Origin of the sequence: Siminovitchia terrae (assembly GCF_003605405.2) — a bacterium.
GTDB lineage: Bacteria > Bacillota > Bacilli > Bacillales > Bacillaceae_C > Siminovitchia > Siminovitchia terrae.
Genome location: NZ_QYTW02000027.1, coordinates 54,924 through 74,626 on the forward strand (window position 1 = coordinate 54,924; position 19,703 = coordinate 74,626).

A 19,703-nucleotide genomic window follows, 5' to 3' on the forward strand; every position below is an offset into this window, starting at 1 on the left:
CAATGTGAAAAATAAACATGGGAGGAGAATATTGAAATGAGAAGAAAGATTGGTTTGATCACTTTTATATTTGTCCTAGTCTCACACACAGTCTTAAGTTCGTCCGTCCCGCTTACGGCAGTAGCGAAAGAACTAGAACAGAGTATATTTACTAATGTAACAATAACAGACGAACAAGGGACAATTATAGACGCAGACCAAAATTCAGTTAATCAGCTGAACATAGATGAGCAGGTGAATTTGAATTTCGATTGGTCTTTAGCGGATATGGAGGTGAGTGAAGGGGATACCTATTCATATATGCTTCCTTCAGAAGTGATTCCAAAAGCACAAGACGAAAAGCTGTTGACATCTGGGAATGAAGAAATCGGTACTTACAATGTTTCTGCCGATGGACACGTGACATTCGCTTTTAATGAGAAAGCAGATGTTAATGCCGAAGGTACGTTGACACTTCAAGTCAATTTTAATAAAGAAGTCATAGCTGCTGATGAAAAAGTAGCGATTCCTTTTACCTTGAATCAACAAGAAAAAGTTATTCATGTTTCTTTCCAAACAGACAATGAATCAGAATCAGAGGATCCACAATCGGAAGATGAGCTGGACCAGGCTGCAGAAGTAGCTGAGGAAGACCATTCAAAAGCTGAGACAGAAGGAACATCAGCGGAAGAAACGTCCATTAAAGAAAAGAAATCAGATTCTCAAACGCAAGTGTTAAATGAGGGGGAAAAACGTGCTCCGAAACCAATCGAAGAAAATATTATCATAGATGGATCACTCGTTTTAAAAAAGGCTGATGAGTCAGCAATTCAAGATGGAGAAATGATTAATTCAGAGGAAAATTTAAGAGTAGAATTTGATTGGGCATTACCTAATAACCATGAGTATATTGCAGGTGATACATTCGAGTTACAATTACCTGAACAACTGGCTATTTATAATGAGATCAGTAATGTGTTAACAGATGGGGAAACGGAATTTGGAACATATAAAGTAAGCTTAGATGGTAAGGTCCAATTCACTTTTAATGAAAATATTGAAAAGGTACCGAATGTTCGCGGTCATTTCTACGTTCAAACAGAATTGAACAAACAAAACATCATAACGACAGAAAATATTCTAGAATTTAAAGTGAATAATGAAGTAATCGCAGAAATCCCAGTAAATGTAAAACCGGAGCATGGTCAAGCGATTGCTAAATCGGGTCAACCGCTTGGTGGATCATTTAATGCAGAAGAGATTGAATGGACTGTCATTGTGAACACAACAAGGGACTCGTTAAAAAATGCCATCATTCAAGATCCGATATTAGCAGGTCAAGAATTAATTATTGATTCCATTGTATTAAAGGAAGTAGAAGTAGATTTAAAAGGAACTATAGTAAAAGAAAAAGACGGTACAGTTGACTTTGAAAACAATTCTAGTAAAGAACTACTAGAATTAGAATTAGGCGATACAAATAAAGCATATAAACTTACATTTAGAACAAAAATCAAAGAAGATGAAAAGGATAAAGAAGGCGCAACTACGTATCATAATACAGCAAAGCTAGTTTCGGATAATAAAGATGACGCCGAAGCAGGTACATCCGTATCCGTTTCCCGTCCAAAATCACTTGAAAAAACATCAAGTTCATTTAATAAAGGTGATCGTTCCGTCGAGTGGACAGTAAATGCGAATTTTAATGAAAAAGCATTAAAAGCAGGAGAAACGATTACAGATGAGTTCACATTTACAGTCGGTGACAAAGCCTTAAACGATATATTTGAAATTAAAAATATCGACATTAAACAAGTGGACTCTTTTAACAACGATGGTTCGGTGGGAAGTACTTCAATTGCACCAGAGGATTTATTTGAAATAAATATAGTTGGAAATAAAATAACATACACGTTAAAGGCAGATACCAACAAAGCTTTTATTTTCAAATACAAAACGAAAGTCAAAGATGGAGCTTATATTACACATGATGGAACGATAACGAATGAAGTATTATTAAATGGGAAGACAGCGGAAAGCAGCCAAGGTGTTTACCAGCAAGTTGGGAGAAAAGGCCATGGTGAAATCAATTATAAAGATCAAACGATCGACTGGACCATTACAGTAAATGGAGATAACCAGAATTTGCACAACTTCGTTTTAACAGATGACTTTTCCGGGTCTGGTCAAAAACTAGTAGAAAATTCCATTAAGATTACGCCTGCAAAAGAGGGTGTGGTACCTACTATAGATGCGGACAAAGAAGGTTTTGAGATTGACTTTGGTCATATTACCGAAGCTTACACCATCACGTATCAAACGAAGTTTACGTATGATTTTGGCAAAGACAAAGAAAAACCAAACTTTACGAATGGTCTACACTTGTCCTATAAAACAAGTGATGGGAAGGACTACGAACTTGAAATTGGAGATAAAGTCGATCCAAATCATCAAACGAAAAATAATGGTGTCAAGAACGGTTCAGTAGATAATGAGACAAAAGAAATTACCTGGACTGTTGATGTGAACTACAACCAGTTAAGCCTAGAAAATGCGGAGTTCCTTGATAAAATTGCTGATAACCAAAAATTAGTAGATGGCTCATTTAAAGTGTATAAAACGACTATAGATAAAAAAGGTGGAATATCAGTTGGAGACGATGTAACAGAAAACCTCGCAATAACCACTGATAACGATGAAATTCAGATTAATTTAGGTGAAATAGATCAAAGCTATCGTATAGTGTTTAAAACCATCGATGAAGATGGTATCTATAATAGTAATGAAAAATATGAAAACACAGCGCAGTTTATCCCACGTGAAGGGGAAGAACATAACCTAAAAGCACATGTTACGCTGCCTCATCAAGGAGAGTTTTTAGAGAAAAAAGGTGTGCATAATAAAGAAGATTGGACGATTGATTGGGAAATCGTCGTTAATAAATCAAAGTCTAAGTTAAAAGATATCGTTGTAACGGATGACTTAGGCGATGAGAGTGTACAGGTTTTACTGGAAGATTCGATAAAGGTTACAAAAGAGGGATCTAATGAGCCTTTAGTTGCTGGAGAAGATTATGAAATAACATTTGATGGCAACAAATTTGGGTTGAAAATTCCTGGAGAAAAATCAGACACATACATTGTCAAGTATTCTTCGTATATTTTAGCTCAGGAAACATCAAAAATTACAAATAATGCAAAGGTCAACTCAAACGGAGAGGTAGTCGGAGCGACTGAGAAAGTAGAGTCGGTCGAGGTAAAAGTCAGCTCAGGCGGTGGCCCTACTCAAGGCGGAACAGGAGAGCTTATCCTTGAAAAAGTCGAAGCCGGTTCGAACAAACCATTGGAGGACGTCGCCTTCGTATTAAAAACAGTCGTTGGTAATAAAGAAATTGTTGTTCGTGAAGGAAGCACAAATGCTGAAGGAAAGCTTCACTGGACTGGCCTTAAATACGGCGATTATACTCTAGAAGAGACTGTGCCAACGGGCTATTTAGCCGAAACACCATTAAAGATTAAGCTTGATTATGATAAGATGCCAGAAGGAATCAAAACAGAGAAAATTGTTAATGAACGTCAAAAAGGTACAGCTAAAATTGTAAAGAAAGACGCAGTAACAAAAGAGGCATTAGCAAATGCAATCTTCCGGATAACTAATATTGAAACAAACCAGAAATTCAAGCTAACAACGAATGAACAAGGTGTTGCAGAAGCAGAAGTACCTTTCGGAGAGTATAAGGTAGAAGAGATTCAAGCGCCTAAAGGATATAAAATTGCTACTAAATTAAGTGATATCAAGGTTGAAATCGGGAAAACAGCAGAAATTACAATTGATAACGATGCAGTTGTTGATGTTTCTGGAGAGAAAAAATGGATTGATAGCAATTCAGAAGAAAAACGCCCGAAATCTATCACAGTTCAAGTGTTAAATGGCGATAAGATTGTTTCAGAAAAAAAAGTTACAGCTGACAATGGCTGGAAATACACATTTAAAGATTTACGGAAGTATGATGAAAATGGTGATGAAATTACCTATACAATCAAAGAAGTTCCGGTTGAAGGATACCTCTCAAAAGTTGATGGCAACAATATCGTCAACATTGAATTGATGGACATTTCTGGTGTGAAGACATGGAAAGATGGAGATTCAGAAGATCGCCCCAAGTCTATCGAAGTTAACTTACTTAGAAATGGAGAGATAAAAGACTCCAAAGAAGTCACAGAAGCTGATAACTGGAGATACAGTTTCACAGATTTAGAGAAGTATGATGAAGAAGGTAAAGAATATACGTATACAGTTGAAGAAGAAACAGTAGATGGTTACCAATCAACTGTAGATGGATTCAACATTGCGAACTTGCGTATCGGTAAAACATCCGTAGAAGGTGTGAAGACATGGAAAGACGATAACTCCAAAGATCGTCCGGAAATGATCAAAATTGACCTCCTTCAAAACGGCAAAGTTATTGACACGAAAGAAGTCACAGACGCTGATGGTTGGAAATATAGCTTTACTGACTTAGACAAGTACGATAAAAATGGTGCAGCCTATGAATACACAATTAAAGAGCAGTCTGTAGAAAAATACCAATCAACAGTGGATGGCTACGACGTCACAAACCTCCGTGTTGGAAAAACTGAAGTGTCTGGGACGAAGACATGGAAAGATGATAATGCTGAAGACCGTCCAGAGTTCATAACTGTTAAGTTACTTCAAAATGGAAAGATAATAGAATCCAAGGAAGTAACAGCTAAGGACAACTGGAAGTACAGCTTTGCCGACTTAGATGAATTTGATGAAAATGGTAGAGTGTACGAGTACACTGTAGAAGAGGAGCCTGTAAAAGGCTATAAATCAACAGTCAAAGGTTATGATATCACGAACGTTCGTGTCGGCAAAACCTCCGTGGAAGGAACGAAAACATGGAAAGACGATAACTCTAAAGATCGTCCGGAAATGATTAAAGTGAACCTCCTTCAAAATGGTGTTGTATTTGCTACACAGGAAGTCACAGTTGATTCTGAGTGGAAATACAGCTTCACAAACTTGGATAAATATGATGAAGAAGGAAAAGCATACGAGTACGCTGTAAAAGAGCAAGGTGTTCCTGGATATAAATCAGAAGTGGACGGCTTTGACATCACGAATACCAGATCTGAAAAAACCTCTGTTACCGTAACAAAAGGCTGGAAGGATGATAACTCAAAAGATCGTCCAGAGTCGATTAAAGTGAACCTTCTTCAAAATGGTGAGGTAATTGATACAGCTGAAGTCACAGCAGATGATGATTGGACCTATGAGTTCAAAGGTCTAGAAGCATATGATGAAGACGGAGTAGCATACGAGTACACTGTAAAAGAAGAAGCGATTAAAGGTTATGAAACAACCGTCGATGGATACGATATTACAAACGTACGTGTAGGCAAAACCTCTGTGGAAGGTAATAAGACATGGAAAGACGACAACTCCAAAGACCGTCCGGAAATGATCAAAGTCAATCTTCTTCAAAACGGTGAAGTCATTAAAACAGCTGAGGTTACAGAAGAGACTGGTTGGAAATATAGCTTTGCCGATTTAGAAAAATATGATGAAGAAGGTAAAGAATATACGTACACAGTTAAAGAAGAAACAGTAAAGGGGTACCAATCAACTGTAGATGGTTTTGACATTACCAACTTGCGAGTCGGCAAAACATCCGTAGAAGGTATGAAGACATGGAAAGACGATAATTCCAAAGACCGTCCGGAAATGATTAAAGTTGATCTCCTGCAAAATGGTAAAGTAATTGCCACGCAAGAAGTCACGGCCGATACTGATTGGAAGTACAGCTTTACCGATTTAGACAGGTATGATGAAGAAGGTAAAGCGTATGAATACAGTGTGAAAGAGCAGCCTGTAAAAGGTTATCAATCAGCTGTTGACGGCTATAACATCACCAACCTGCGAGTCGGCAAAACATCCGCAGAAGGTATGAAGACGTGGAAAGACGATAATTCCAAAGATCGTCCAGAAATGATCAAAGTGGACCTTCTGCAAAATGAGCAAGTCATCGACACAAAAGAAGTGACAGCTGGCACTAGTTGGAAGTACAGCTTTACCGACTTGGACGAATTTGACAAAAATGGTGCAGCCTATGAATACACAATTAAAGAGCAGCCTGTAGAAGGCTATCAATCAACGGTGGATGGCTACGACATCACAAACGTCCGTATAGGCAAAACATCCGTGGAAGGTACGAAAGCATGGAAGGACGATAACTCCAAAGATCGTCCGGAAATGATTAAAGTGAACCTCCTTCAAAATGGTGTTGTATTTACTACACAAGAAGTGACAGCAAAATCAGATTGGAAATACAGCTTCACAGACCTGGATAAATATGATGAAGAAGGAAAAGCATACGAGTACGCTGTAAAAGAGCAGGGTGTTCCAGGATACAAATCAGAAGTGGATGGCTTTGACATCACGAACACCAGATCTGAAAAAACCTCTGTTACCGTAACAAAAGGCTGGAAGGATGATAACTCAAAAGATCGTCCAGACCATATCACCGTCAATCTTCTTCAAAATGGTGATGTAATTGATACAGCTGAAGTCACAGCAGATGATGATTGGACATATGAGTTCAAAAATCTAGAAGCATATGANCCATATCACCGTCAATCTTCTTCAAAATGGTGATGTAATTGATACAGCTGAAGTCACAGCAGATGATGATTGGACATATGAGTTCAAAAATCTAGAAGCATATGATGAAGACGGAGTAGCATACGAGTACACTGTAAAAGAAGAAGCGATTAAAGGTTATGAAACAACTATCGATGGATACGATATTACAAACGTACGTGTAGGCAAAACCTCCGTGGAAGGGACTAAGACATGGGAAGATGATCATTTCAAAGACCGTCCGGAAATGATCAAAGTTGATCTCTTTCAAAATGGTAAGGTAATCGAGACAAAAGAAGTGACAGCTGATACTGACTGGAAGTATAGCTTTACCGACTTGGAGAAGTATGATGGAGAAGGAAAAGCTTATACTTATACAGTGAAGGAACATGTTGTCAAAGGCTATGAATCAATTGTTTCCGGTTATGACATCACGAACAAATTGATTCTTGGCGGGGTTCAACTAACCAAGGTCGACAAGGACGATCACAAGCTTACTTTGGCTGGTGCTGAATTCGAGCTTCAGGATAAAGAGGGGAAAATGCTTCAAGGAGGCTTAACAACAGATCAATCTGGTAAACTGTCAGTACTAGGATTGAAACCAGGAGATTATCAATTTATCGAAACAAAAGCTCCGGAAGGGTATGAAAAGCTTAAGGAACCAATTTCTTTCACAATCGAGAAAAGCCAAGAGGAGACATTAACCTTGATTGTGGAGAATAAAGCAATACCTTCGACAACTCCAGAAGATCCTGAAAAACCAGTCGATGGTAAACCAACTAATCCGGAAAAACCAGGTGAAACTCATAAAAAACCAGATCAATCTGGTCAAAATGATCAAAACGGCCAAAATGGTTCTAAACTGCCTAATACGGCAACAACACTATTCAATTATGCATTAGCAGGTATCATACTGCTCCTTGCGGGCTTATTGGTTGCACGTATTAGTCGCAAAAGGCAGCAATAATTTAAAAAACTTCCACATACAAATCTAGTATGTGGAAGTTTTTTCGTTATAATATAATATTAAAATACAATTTAACTTCATTCAGCAGAAGTCTCCCACTTCAGTAAGTGGTGAGATGAATGCCTATTGGTATTCCATTCAGCGGGGGTTCAAACCCCAGCTGAATAAAGTTAAAGCCTCCGGCGGATGCCACAGATTTTCAGAGGGAATTTATCGAGCTGAGCTCGATAAAATCTGGGCGCAAATACGCCAAGGCGCATTTGTTTATGAATGAAAAAAATGTAAATGATTTGTAATATAGTGTAAGATGTAATTAAGTGCTCAGAATATGATCGCCTTAAAGGGCTGGTAGAACTAACCAATTATTTCCACCAGCTTGGAGAACTGGAAATTGACGAAATGCTTAAAGTGAGGATACAGTTTATAGGATCCTTGAAAAATTGAAATCGAATGTGCTGTTAACTTCATTCAGCAGAAGTCTCCCACTTCAGTAAGTGGTGAGATGAATGCCTATTGGTATTCTATTCAGTGGGGGTTCAACCCCCGGCAGAATAAAGTTAAAGCCTCCGGCGGATGTCACAGATTTTCAGAGGGAATTTATCGAGCTTAAGCTCGATAAAATCTGGGTGCAAATACGCCAAGGCTCATTTGATGATGACTGTCATTCGTCCTGATACCAAAGATGAGGTATTAAACGCTCAGGTAAATAGGCGATGCTCCTATCGCTATATCATTTATGCCAAGCCTAAAAGCTGGCCTTTCAGTTTCTGAACATTCAAATTATCAATGCTTCAAATCAACTATATTTTTTGTAGAATTTGTTTGTGGGAAATACCGAAACACAATTAAAGGTGGTAAGCAACATGAGAGTGATCTTAATTGATGATGAGCCTCTAGCGCTTGAGCATATGAAAAAGATCCTTTTAGACATTGATGGGTTAAAGGTTGTAGGAAAATATCTTAATCCAACGGAAGGACTTAAGGCAATCATAAAAGAGCAGCCGGATGCTGTTTTTCTTGATATTGAGATGCCCACAATCACTGGAATTAAACTAGCTGAGGAGATTCAGAACCATTGCCCGAATATACATATTGTATTTGTGACCGCATATGATGAGTATGCTGTCAAAGCCTTTGAATTGAATGCTGTAGATTATGTCATGAAACCTGTTCATAAAAAACGACTGACGGAAACAATTAATAGGCTTAAACCATTAAAAAATATTCATATGAAAAAAAGAATAAGCAACCGTTCCGGAATGATTTGTTGCTTTCAGACGCTGCAGTTCACTTTAAGGGGAGATGAACCAGAAAATATTAAGGTTCATTGGCGGACATCCAAGGCAAAAGAAGTGTTTGCTTTTCTTATTCATAACCGCCGGAAACCCGTGAGAAAAGAAGTATTAATTGAATTATTCTGGCCGGAATCGGAATTGGAGAAGGGCTTTGCACAGCTATACGCGGCTATTTATCAAATCCGAAAGACGCTGGCTTCAATCGGCTTTAACATCAAAATAATTAGTCGTGATCATAGTTATATACTTGATATGCAGCAAATTAAGATTGATGTAGATGAGTTCGAAAAACTAGAAGTAATGATAAATGATGGCAATCCTGACCTTACAATTGTCCAACAATTATTGGACTTATACGGTGGAGATTATCTGGAAAAGGAAAGCTATCTGTGGGCGGAGAGTGAGCGCGAACGCCTAAGGGTTTTATGGCTCTATTACACACAACAAACGATCGAAATGCTGATTCAAAAAAAGGAATATACGAAAGCACTCCTTATTTGTCAACGTATGCAGGCGTTGAACCCTTATAGTGAGGAAAGCTATTTTATGCTTATGCAATTATATGATCTGCTTGGTGAACGTCACTTTGTAGAGCAGCAATATAGTAGACTTACAGATATGCTTCTGGAAGAGTATGGTACAGAACCTGGCTCGGAAATTTCGGAATGGTATCTAAGCTGGAGAGGGAACAAAGTATGAGGCTAAAACCGAATGATTTTAGCCAAATCATGAAAAAACCGCGTGAAATCAAGGTTTTTACAATTTGATTTCATGCGGTTTATTCATTTTATAGGTTTTTGTCCTCATCACATCTAAATGTAGGAAGCTTTATTACAAATAGTTGCCGAACTCTTGTAATAAAGATTTTATCCGGCCTCTGTCAATCTCCCAGCGAAAAAAGTGTGTTGTACAAGAAGTAAGGCTGTGTTTGGGATTGGAGCTAAGTCTTCAACTGCTCCTTAAATCAGTAGTTCTTTGATTCTGCAACCTGTCAATATAGTCGTGTCCCCTGACAAATAGATTGAAATAAACATCGGCAGACTGGTTTCTTGGAAAAGATGCCTAAAATCGGGTTGTTTCCTTAAATATGATAATAAAGATGGTGAAAAGTTGCTCGCACCCGCGGCGACGCCGGGAACACATTAACTAACCCCCAGGAAAGCTTGCCTAAAAACCCGTTTGCAACTCCAACAACTCCCTTTGTTCGATAACACTTTCTTCCATTTCAAAAAATATCGTAATGATGCCGATGCAACAGAAAGATATCCAAGTATTTTTAGTATGTGCTTTGCAAACTGACACAGAAGCCAGTTGTTCCAATTTACGCTAAAAGGGATATCCATGGTATGTTCGGGGCCATTCGTTGGTATCCCATATACGGAAACCCCTTGCCAATTGACAGATAATCTAGATGCAGCCTAAACAGATGAAGCCGACAAAAAACCTAGAAAATACATACTCACTTCATTAAAATCACACACTTTTGAGTTATGCTTATAGTAATGCGTAACATGTATTAAAATGAAGGTGAGAAGATGGGAAAACTCCGCTTGACTTTTATCTTGCTGGCCTGTTTCTTCATCCTATCAGGCTGCCTGGAAAAGAAACAGCAGCCGATTGATGAAGGGCAATTATTTACAGCTACTTTGAATGTGGGAGATTTCAGTATTGATTTTTTAAATTCAGACGGTGAGAAGTTTGCACGATGGGAATTGAAAAAGCCATATACTGGCGCGACTCTCCTGCCTGATGGAGATACATTGATCTTATATGGTCCGGAAATTGAGGAAGTTGACTTTTATTCTCTGAAGGACGGTTCTTTAAAAAAGAGTTTTAAGTGCGGAAAAGGCATATCAAATGTCCTTTATTTGGAATCGCACTCTGAATTCGCTTTTGCCGACAAAGTCCAAAACCAAGTCCGTTTTTTTGATGAAAACGGTAAAGAAACTCAAAATGTAAAAACAGCGGAATATCCGATGGTGATGGAGACGGATGAAGAAAAGTTGTATGTTGCTTCATTCAAAGGGGCTATGCTTTCAGTCATCAACCTAAGGAATCATGAAATTGAGAGGGAGTTCAAAATTCCTGCATCTACAGCAGGGATGCTCCTACGAGAAAAGGAAATTTGGATTGGAGGACATGGAAAAGGGGACGAACCCCAGTCGGCCATTTCTGTGTACTCTCTTGAAACAGGGACTCTGAAGAAAGAAATTCCTGCCCCTCTAATGCCGGTCGACTTTTTTGAAAATGATAAGGGAATATATGCCCTAAGTCATGGCACAAATATGCTGTATCAATATAATTCCAATAAAGAACTGATTAAAAAGACCGAAGTAGGGGCTAATCCTTTTGCGATTGATTCGTTTAACGGAAAGCTTATCGTAACAGGTTTTGACAGCGAAAAACTGTATTGGATCAACCCTGAAACACTTGATATTGAAAGAGCTGTCGATGTTGGTAAAGGGCCGTTTGTTATTTTTACACGTGAGAAGGTGAAATGATGGTACATGTGTTGATCGTGGATGATGAAGAAGAGATGCGAGATCTGATCTCCATGTACTTGCAAAATTCCGGTTTTCGGACATCTGAAGCTGATGGATATGATCAGCTCCAAGATGAATTTTTAAAAGAAGAGCCGGACCTTATTTTACTTGATATTATGCTCCCCGTAATGGATGGATTTGAGATATGCGGAAAAATCCGTGAAAATAGCGATGTTCCCATCATATTTTTATCTGCAAAGGGAGAGGAATGGGATAAGGTGAAGGGCCTGGGGATGGGGGCGGACGATTATATAGTCAAGCCATTTTCACCAGGTGAGCTTGTGGCAAGGATTGATGCGGTACTAAGGAGAAGCAAGTTCAATCAAAGCAGGTCATCTATGGAGTATGGCTCCTTTAAGTTGGATGAGGACCAAAGAAAGCTCACTATTGACAGGAATGAAATCCAATTGACTTTCAAAGAGTTTGAACTATTAAAAGTCATGATGAAACATCCGAACAAAGTATTTTCACGAGAAGCCCTGCTTGAAAAGGTATGGGATATCGCTTACCAGGGAGGATTGCGAACCGTTGATACCCATATAAAAACGCTTCGGATGAAGGTTGGGGCGGATGCCGGACGTTATATTCAAACCGTTTGGGGCTGTGGCTATAAATTTGTGGTGCCAAAATGAAAATGGGCCTGTCTCGAAAAATGTCAATGGCTCTGTTGCTTGCGTTTACGGTGTCCACTTTATATGCTTCATTTTTCTCCTATTTCTTATATGAAAGGCTGTATGTAAATAGCCTCAAAACGGAAATGCTTGATACTGGGAGACGTCTTGCCTATTCTTATGATGGAGGGGCGGTAACGGAATCGTTTATAGATGAAGTGAACTGGTTTGGAGAGAAGTCCCAGTTTGAAGTCTTCGCTGTGCAAAACCCGCGTGAATTGAGTATGTGTCTTCCATTTGAAGTGGATTACCAAGCGCTGATCAGTGGTGAGGATCGAGAAACACTGTTGAAGGGCGAAGCTGTTTATAAAAAAGGGCATGTTGAGCGTCTGGATCGCGATGTCATTTCGGTTATTATTCCCCTTTTAGATGGAAAAAGGCTGGAAGGCGTCATTTACTTGTATTATCCGTTGGCTAATTTGAGTGAAATGATACTCCATTATTCTGCTTATTGGTTTGGCGGCGCTATTCTATTTCTGCTAATTGCTTTGACGATGGGGAATAAGTGGTTGAAAAGGGCGATTCGTCCATTGAAAGAGATGCAGACTGCTGCCAAGGATTTGTCGGGGGGCAATTTGTCTGTAAGGGTAGCCGACTATCCTGATGATGAAATTGGCCAGCTTGCTCATACATTCAATGAAATGGCTGAATCCATTCAAAAGGAAGATGAAAAGAAAAAAGAGTTTCTTGCAAATGTTTCACACGAACTTAGAACACCGTTAAGCTTTATTAAAGGATATGCGGAGGCGGTTCAAACGGGGGTAGCCGCGCCGGAAGACAGAGAAAAATACAACCGGATCATTTTACGTGAGGCAGCCAGGATGGAGCGCCTAGTTGAAGACTTGTTAGATTTGGCGAAGTTCGAGTCTAAGGAATTCACTTTGAATAAGATGCCTACTCCGCTTGCACAAACAATTGAGGAATCGATAGAGAAAGTGAAACAACGTGTGTCCCAGAAAGGGGTTCATCTTGAGTGTAAGCTAAACTATGATTTGATTGCTGAAGTGGATGAAGGACGTTTGGAGCAGATGGTTTTGAATTTGCTTGATAATGCCATCAGGCATACAGAAAAGAGCGGGACAATAACGGTTTCCTTGACATTGAAGGATGAAGCATTTGCTCTTATTACGATAACGGATACTGGTCAAGGGATACCAGTTGAAGATTTGAAAAAAATCAAGGAACGCTTCTACCGGGTGAATAAAGCTAGAACAAGGAAAGAAGGGGGAACCGGACTGGGGCTCCCTATTGTGGAAAGCTTGGCGAAGCTGCATGGCGGATCATTTCATCTTGAGAGTGAATATGGAAAAGGTACAACTGTTTACATCAGCTTGCCAATTATTCCTGATACTTTTCAATAATTGGCTACGCTGATTTCACGTGTTTCACACAATATGGATGTACAGTGTATATAGAAAGATTTTTGTTTTTGGAGGGGAAATGTATGAAAAAAAGACTATGGCCTATAATGATTGGACTGTTCGTTCTAGTATTGGCTGCTTGCGGAAAGACTGGAAATGAAGTAGAAGAAGTAAAAGAAGACGATATTCCTAAATCTATTGATGCAGAGTTGGAAGTGCAGGAGACAGCAAATGTTGGTGAAGCTGTGCCTTTAAAAGTGACTGTAACGCAGGGTGATGAAAAAGTGGCAGATGCCGACGAAGTAGAATTTGAAATATGGGAAGAAGAAAATAAAGAAGACAGTGAAATGATCAAATCGAAAAATAACAAAGACGGCACATACGAAGCTGAGAAGTCTTTTGATACCGATGGTGTGTATATTGTTCAGGTTCATGTAACTGCAAGAGGATTACACACCATGCCTAAAAAAACAGTCACCGTTGGTGAAGGGACTGCTGATGAAGAAGGTGACCATGATCATGGGGAGCATGCAGAGCATAGCGAGCATGACCAGCATGATGGAGATGATCACGACGAGCACCAACATGCCGAGGGTTTCAGCATGCACTTCATGGAACCAAAGAACGTAGAAGCTGGAAAGAAAATCGAGCTTATGGCTCATCTTGAACTTGAGAACAAACCTATGGAAGCTGCCCGTGTGCGCTTTGAAATTTGGAATGATGGTTCTGATAAACACGAGTTTGTGGATGCGAAAGAGTCCCAAGCTGGAGAATACACCGGACATTATGAATTTAAAGAGTCTGGGAAATACAAAGTTCAAGTGCATGTAGAGAATGATGAAGGCTTGCATGAACATGAAGAACATGAAATTGAGGTAAAATAACGAAAAGGAACGTTCACGTGAATGAAGTGGACGTTCCTTTTTGTGATTAGGGAAATTATAAAACGATCGGTTATTAAGATATGTTTAGTTCCAGTGCCTATCGACTAGCAGACTTTGCCCTCTTCTTATAGATAAGTCAAACTCGGCTCCGACGTATAGGAAGCGACAGGATGTCGCGTTCTAAGGCTGCTGTACAGGAAAAGGCGCTTTCGCTTTTGAAATGACGGAGAAGATGGGATTCGAACCCACGCGGCGGTTCCCGCCCCAATGCATTTCGAGTGCATCCCCTTCAGCCGGGCTTGGTACTTCTCCAAATAGAAAATGATTATTGCATCATAATCGTTCGTTCAAATGCTGGTGACAGAACTTGAACCAGCGGCCCCGTCATTACGAGTGACGTGCACTATCAACTGTGCTACACCAGCATAGAAAAATTATAAAAAATATTAATATATATGTGTTAATTTTTCCAGAAGTTTTTTATAGGCAGCGTTCGATAAAAAACGGTCCAGGTGATGCCTCATCACCTGGACCGCAGCCTTTATTTCTGAACCTGCAGTTCCTCAACACGGAGGCCGGTCCGATCTGCCTCCATCAATTCAACGGAATAATCCGGCAGTATTGCCTGCATTCCCTTTACGATTGATTCCCCGGTTCCTTTTGGAGCAAAGGATATCATTGTTGGTCCTGCACCGCTTATGACTGTGCCGTATGCTCCCATTTCCTTTGCAGCCCGACGAATTTTCTCATAGTTTGGAATTAAGGAAGCGCGATATGGCTCATGGAAGAGATCGGCTTCCATCATTCTGCCTGCAAGCTCATAATTGCCGGAAAGAAGTCCTGCAATCATGACATTCCCAATTCCGCTTGCAGCGGTTGCATCCGCACGGCTGAACGTTTCAGGAAGAACTTTCCTGGCAGTTTCTGTCTTCAGTTCGAAGTTCGGAATATATAGGACAAGATCCATGTTTAGTTTGTCTGTTTGAAAATACTCCACTTTGTCTGTCTGCTTTGTTTCTGCAGTGACAATCAATCCACCGAGCAGGGCCGGAGCAACATTATCTGGATGGCCTTCAAATTTTGTGGCCCACTCCAATTTTTCCTCTGGGGTCAGTTCCAGCCGGCAAAGTTGGTTGGCTAGCTCAATCCCAGCTACAACTGCGGAGGCGCTGCTCCCCATACCGCGGGCCAATGGGATTTCACTTTCAACAACCACTTTACAAGGAGGAAGGACGGCCTCACACTCCGAAGCCATCCTTTCCGCCATTTGGTAAATAAAGTGGTCTTGGGCTGCTCCTGCTGAAGGAAGATGTTTTGAGTGATGCTCAAATACCCATTCGTCACTGTTTTGGACGTGCAATGTCAAGTAACGGTTCAGAGACAATCCGACAGAATCGAATCCCGGGCCGATATTTGCGGTGCTTGCCGGAACAGTGATAGTGAATCCGTTCATTCACTAACCACGCCTTTAATATAGTCTATAATGACATTTTCATCATTTGGAAGAACAACAGGGTTGTACTCGATTTGAGAAATGGCAGTTTGCGGGTCCTTCAATCCGTTGCCCGTTAATACTGCAACTACTTTGCTTCCTTTTTTGATACTGCCGTTTTTCACCTGTTGCAATACTCCGGCGATAGAAGCGCATGATCCTGGTTCAGCGAACACGCCTTCTCTGCGGGCAATCAGTTGAAAAGCTTCTAGAATTTCCTCATCAGTCACAGACTCGATTTTTCCTTCGGATTCATCTCTAGCTGCAACCGCGAGATTCCAGCTAGCAGGATTTCCGATCCGGATGGCAGTTGCCACTGTTTCAGGCTGAGCGATCGGTTCACCTTTTACAATCGCAGCGGCTCCTTCGGCTTCGAAACCGTACATTTTAGGAAGTCCAGTCTGCTTCTCTTCGTTGTATTCCTTGAAACCTTTCCAATAGGCGCTTATGTTTCCGGCATTTCCCACAGGGATCGCCAAAATATCTGGAGCAGCGCCAAGCTGGTCGCAAATTTCAAACGCAGCTGTTTTCTGTCCTTCAATCCGGTAAGGATTAACAGAGTTAACGAGTGTAACAGGTGCTGTTTCACTGATTTTGCGGACCATTGTCAAAGCTTCATCAAAGTTGCCTTCTATTTCAACGATTTCTGCTCCGTACATCATTGCCTGCGCCAATTTGCCAAGTGCAACTTTTCCGTTCGGAATAACGATGATCGCTCTGATTCCGGCTTTGGCTGCATAGGCGGCGGCGGCAGCAGATGTATTTCCAGTTGAGGCACAAATGATTGATTTGCTTCCATCCTCAACAGCTTTTGCCACAGCCATGACCATTCCACGGTCTTTAAATGATCCGGTAGGATTGGCTCCTTCTACTTTTGCGTACAGCTCAATTCCCAATTCTTCAGATAAATGGGCCAGATGTACTAAAGGAGTATTACCCTCCTGAAGTGTTAATCTTGGTGTTTTTTCTGTCACAGGCAAATAAGATTGATAATGTGAGATCAGGCCCGGCCAGTTCATTTTTCTCCATTCCCCTCTACACGATAATAACTGATTACGTCTTTTACAACTGACAAATCTCTAAGCTTCATTAAGGCTTCTTGGAAGTTTTCCAAGGAAACTGTGTGTGTAACAATGATGATTTCAGCCAATTCTCCTTTGTTGAGTGGAGTTTGCAGGATTTTTTCGAAACTGATCCCCAACTCGTTAAACAAAGTGGTGATTTGTGAAAATGCGCCAACTTCGTCTGCCAAATGAAGCCTGAAATAGAATTGTCCAAAACGTTCCTTAGGAGATTTTAACACACTTTCATACCTTGGGGCTACAGCGCTTTTTCCATTCACACCTAGAAGCAGATTTTTAATGACCGCTACGACGTCAGCCATCACTGCTGTAGCTGTTGGCAAGCTTCCTGCACCTGGTCCGTAGAACATTGTTTCACCAACTGCTTCACCTTGCACATAAATGGCATTATATTCGTTTTTGACAGAGGAGAGCGGATGGCTCTTGGATAAAAATGTCGGCTGAACAGTCACTTCCACTTTATGGTCATCCACTTGGGCAAAACCGATCAGTTTCATAGAATAGCCGAGCTTTTGTCCGTAATGCAGGTCCTCAAGGGATAGCTTGCTGATACCTTCTACTTCGACGTCATCAAGCGCTACACTTGTAGAAAAAGCAAGTCTTGCAAGGATCGCCATTTTTCTGGCTGCATCTAGTCCTTCTACATCCGCAGTCGGGTCAGCTTCGGCAAATCCAAGCTCCTGAGCCTTTTTTAATGCAGTCTCATAGGACTGACCTTCCTCTTCCATTTTAGTTAAAATATAATTTGTTGTACCGTTGACGATACCCATCACTTTTTTCAGGCGGTCTGATACCAAACCCTCGGTTAATCCGCGCAAAATAGGGATACCGCCGCCGACGCTCGCTTCGTAAAACAGGTCAACGCCGTTTTCTACGGCTGCTTTTTGCAATTCGGGTCCATGAAGTGCAATCAGATCTTTATTCGCAGTAACGACATTTTTTTTAGCCTGGATAGCCTTTGTGATATGTTCTTTAGCTTCTTCAATTCCGCCCATCACTTCAACGACAAGATCGATTTCTGGGTCCTGGAGCACATCATCTGGGTTGGAGGTGAGGAATGTCTGGCCAATTTGAATGTCTCTTTCTTTTTCTGTGTTCCGCACAAGAATGCTTTTTACTTTAACACCGCAGCCGAGTTGGTGAACCAGCTCATCCTGGTGATTTTCAACCAACTGAACGACACCGGAACCAACAGTTCCTAAACCTAATAATCCGATAGATACATAGTCTTTCTTCATTACAATTTCCTCACCTTTCTGTCTATCTATAAAGTACATTTGTTTTTATATAGTAGACATTACGGCGTTAAAAGTCAAGGTTTTTTAAAGGCTATTTGCTTCTTTTGACAAGAATGTGACAAGGAGAAAGAGGAATTCAAATATTTTTCTCGAAATAATATATGTTAGACGTAAAATATGAGGAGGAGTCCGATGATGCTGGAACCAATGAACAGCTCACCTGTCACTCGGAAGAGGCCGGGTACATGGATCAACAAGAAAATCGTATGGACTGCTGGAATCATCATCATTTTATTGGGTTTTGCCGCTTGTATCGGAATTTCCGTATTTGTTGGGACGAATTTGACAAAGCCTGTGAAAAAAGAGATTGAGGTTCTGCCAAGCGATTATGAAATGGCATATAAAGATATTGAGTTCATGAGCAAAGATGAAGAAACAAAACTTTCCGGTTGGGTGCTTGAGCCATCTGTTCCGGCGAAAATGAACGTGATTTTCGCCCATGGCTACAAAGGAAATCGCTATGAAGAGAATATTCCGTTTCTGCCGCTGGCGAGCAATTTACTTGCTGACGGCTATCGTGTCATCATGTTCGATTTTCGCTATGCCGGGGAATCGGAAGGAGAGATGACAACGGTCGGAGTAAAAGAAAAACTTGATTTAATCGGAGCTATTGACTGGACGACCGCAAATTATGAAGAACCTGTTGGATTATTGGGAATATCAATGGGGGCCTCCACTTCAATTTTGGCGGCGGCTGATTCGGAAGCTGTCATTGCTGTCGTTGCTGACAGTCCTTTTAGCGACCTGCATGATTATTTAAAGGTCAACATGCCAGTATGGACCGATTTGCCGAATTTTCCATTCACGCCTTTAATATTAACCATCATACCAATGATGGCTGACATTGATCTGGAAGAGGCAAGCCCAATTAGCGTACTGGATAAAATATCACCAAGGCCTATTCTTTTTATCCATAATAAAGGAGATGAATCAATTCCTTATACAGAAAGCGAAATGATGGTGAAGAAAGATCCGGAGCATTTCACTTTGTGGTTGACAGAAGGAAAGGGCCATGTCAAATCCTTTGAGCAGAATTCTAAAGAATACGTTGAAGAGGTCAAAGGGTTTTTGGATGATGCGCTGGCAGGAGTGAAAAAATAAAGAAATGAGTGAACGTGTTTGGAAGATCAGGCAAGGGAACTGAGAAGAATCCGGATTACATTGATTGTTTTGGTAATTGTCACCTTGATAAGCGGTGGTAACTCGGATGTCAGTGTGAATTATCCAAATTATGATTTTGAAGGCGACCCGCAACAAAACGTGATCCAATTAGGTGACGGACGTTTTGGAATTATTACAGATGGGGAGTATATGATGATATACGAATATGATGCAGAAAAAAATAAAATAAAAAAGGTTAATGACATTGAACTGTACGAATTGGATTAAATATTTAACCTCATTCAGCAGAAGTCTCCCACTTCTGTAAATGGTGAGATGAATGCCTATTGGTATTCCATTCAGTGGG

Annotated in this window: 13 protein-coding genes and 2 tRNA genes; 10 read left to right on the forward strand and 5 right to left on the reverse strand. The window is 40.5% G+C overall.

Features of this window, described 5'->3' with window-relative positions; translation table 11 throughout:
* Window positions 1-36: 36 nt before the first annotated feature.
* The 8 genes from D5F11_RS20505 (at window position 37) to D5F11_RS20535 (ending at window position 14,363) form a co-directional block, all read left to right on the forward strand.
* A complete protein-coding gene (locus D5F11_RS20505; RefSeq protein ID WP_126646645.1) occupies window positions 37-6,657 on the forward strand; it encodes a Cna B-type domain-containing protein in 6,621 nt (2,206 codons plus the stop codon).
* Window positions 6,620-7,609 carry a Cna B-type domain-containing protein gene (locus tag D5F11_RS20510; protein WP_126646646.1) on the forward strand — a complete coding sequence of 330 codons (990 nt, stop codon included), beginning with the start codon at window positions 6,620-6,622 and terminating at the stop codon, window positions 7,607-7,609. Before D5F11_RS20505 ends, D5F11_RS20510 begins: the two co-directional genes overlap by 38 nt.
* Before the next feature lie 115 nt (window positions 7,610-7,724).
* Window positions 7,725-7,883 carry a hypothetical protein gene (locus D5F11_RS26840; RefSeq protein ID WP_185830822.1) on the forward strand — a complete coding sequence of 53 codons (159 nt, stop codon included), beginning with the start codon at window positions 7,725-7,727 and terminating at the stop codon, window positions 7,881-7,883.
* A gap of 589 nt (window positions 7,884-8,472) precedes the next feature.
* Window positions 8,473-9,603, forward strand: coding sequence for a response regulator (locus D5F11_RS20515; protein ID WP_120117984.1), 1,131 nt, complete (start codon window positions 8,473-8,475; stop codon window positions 9,601-9,603).
* Window positions 9,604-10,439: 836 nt separating this feature from the next.
* The gene (locus D5F11_RS20520) at window positions 10,440-11,405 is read left to right on the forward strand and encodes a WD40 repeat domain-containing protein (RefSeq protein ID WP_120117985.1); all 966 of its coding nucleotides are present in this window, start codon (window positions 10,440-10,442) and stop codon (window positions 11,403-11,405) included.
* On the forward strand, window positions 11,405-12,079 hold the full coding sequence (locus tag D5F11_RS20525) for a response regulator transcription factor (RefSeq protein ID WP_120117986.1): 675 nt from the start codon (window positions 11,405-11,407) through the stop codon (window positions 12,077-12,079). The genes D5F11_RS20520 and D5F11_RS20525 overlap by 1 nt, the downstream gene beginning before the upstream one ends.
* Entirely contained in the window at window positions 12,076-13,479 is a 1,404-nt protein-coding gene (locus tag D5F11_RS20530) for a sensor histidine kinase (protein ID WP_120117987.1), read from the forward strand. The genes D5F11_RS20525 and D5F11_RS20530 overlap by 4 nt, the downstream gene beginning before the upstream one ends.
* Before the next feature lie 83 nt (window positions 13,480-13,562).
* Window positions 13,563-14,363, forward strand: a complete 801-nt coding sequence (locus tag D5F11_RS20535) for a FixH family protein (RefSeq protein WP_120117988.1) — start codon at window positions 13,563-13,565, stop codon at window positions 14,361-14,363.
* 224 nt (window positions 14,364-14,587) lie between these two features.
* Here the strand turns inward: D5F11_RS20535 and D5F11_RS20540 are convergent.
* The 5 genes from D5F11_RS20540 to D5F11_RS20560 form a co-directional block, all read right to left on the reverse strand.
* Window positions 14,588-14,675 (reverse strand) — tRNA-Ser (locus D5F11_RS20540).
* Between the two features lie 40 nt (window positions 14,676-14,715).
* A tRNA-Thr gene (locus D5F11_RS20545) sits at window positions 14,716-14,788 on the reverse strand.
* 116 nt (window positions 14,789-14,904) lie between these two features.
* Complete coding sequence (thrB, locus tag D5F11_RS20550) at window positions 14,905-15,816, reverse strand: homoserine kinase (protein ID WP_120117989.1); 912 nt, start codon at window positions 15,814-15,816, stop codon at window positions 14,905-14,907.
* The gene (thrC, locus tag D5F11_RS20555) at window positions 15,813-16,874 is read right to left on the reverse strand and encodes a threonine synthase (RefSeq protein ID WP_120117990.1); all 1,062 of its coding nucleotides are present in this window, start codon (window positions 16,872-16,874) and stop codon (window positions 15,813-15,815) included. The genes thrB and thrC overlap by 4 nt, the downstream gene beginning before the upstream one ends.
* Window positions 16,871-18,175 carry a homoserine dehydrogenase gene (locus tag D5F11_RS20560; RefSeq protein WP_120117991.1) on the reverse strand — a complete coding sequence of 435 codons (1,305 nt, stop codon included), beginning with the start codon at window positions 18,173-18,175 and terminating at the stop codon, window positions 16,871-16,873. The genes thrC and D5F11_RS20560 overlap by 4 nt, the downstream gene beginning before the upstream one ends.
* 195 nt (window positions 18,176-18,370) lie before the next feature.
* Here D5F11_RS20560 and D5F11_RS20565 point away from each other — a divergent pair, with 195 nt between their 5' ends.
* Window positions 18,371-19,336 carry an alpha/beta hydrolase gene (locus D5F11_RS20565; RefSeq protein WP_425470880.1) on the forward strand — a complete coding sequence of 322 codons (966 nt, stop codon included), beginning with the start codon at window positions 18,371-18,373 and terminating at the stop codon, window positions 19,334-19,336.
* 18 nt (window positions 19,337-19,354) lie between these two features.
* Window positions 19,355-19,624, forward strand: a complete 270-nt coding sequence (locus D5F11_RS20570) for a hypothetical protein (RefSeq protein ID WP_120117993.1) — start codon at window positions 19,355-19,357, stop codon at window positions 19,622-19,624.
* Window positions 19,625-19,703 lie beyond the last annotated feature (79 nt).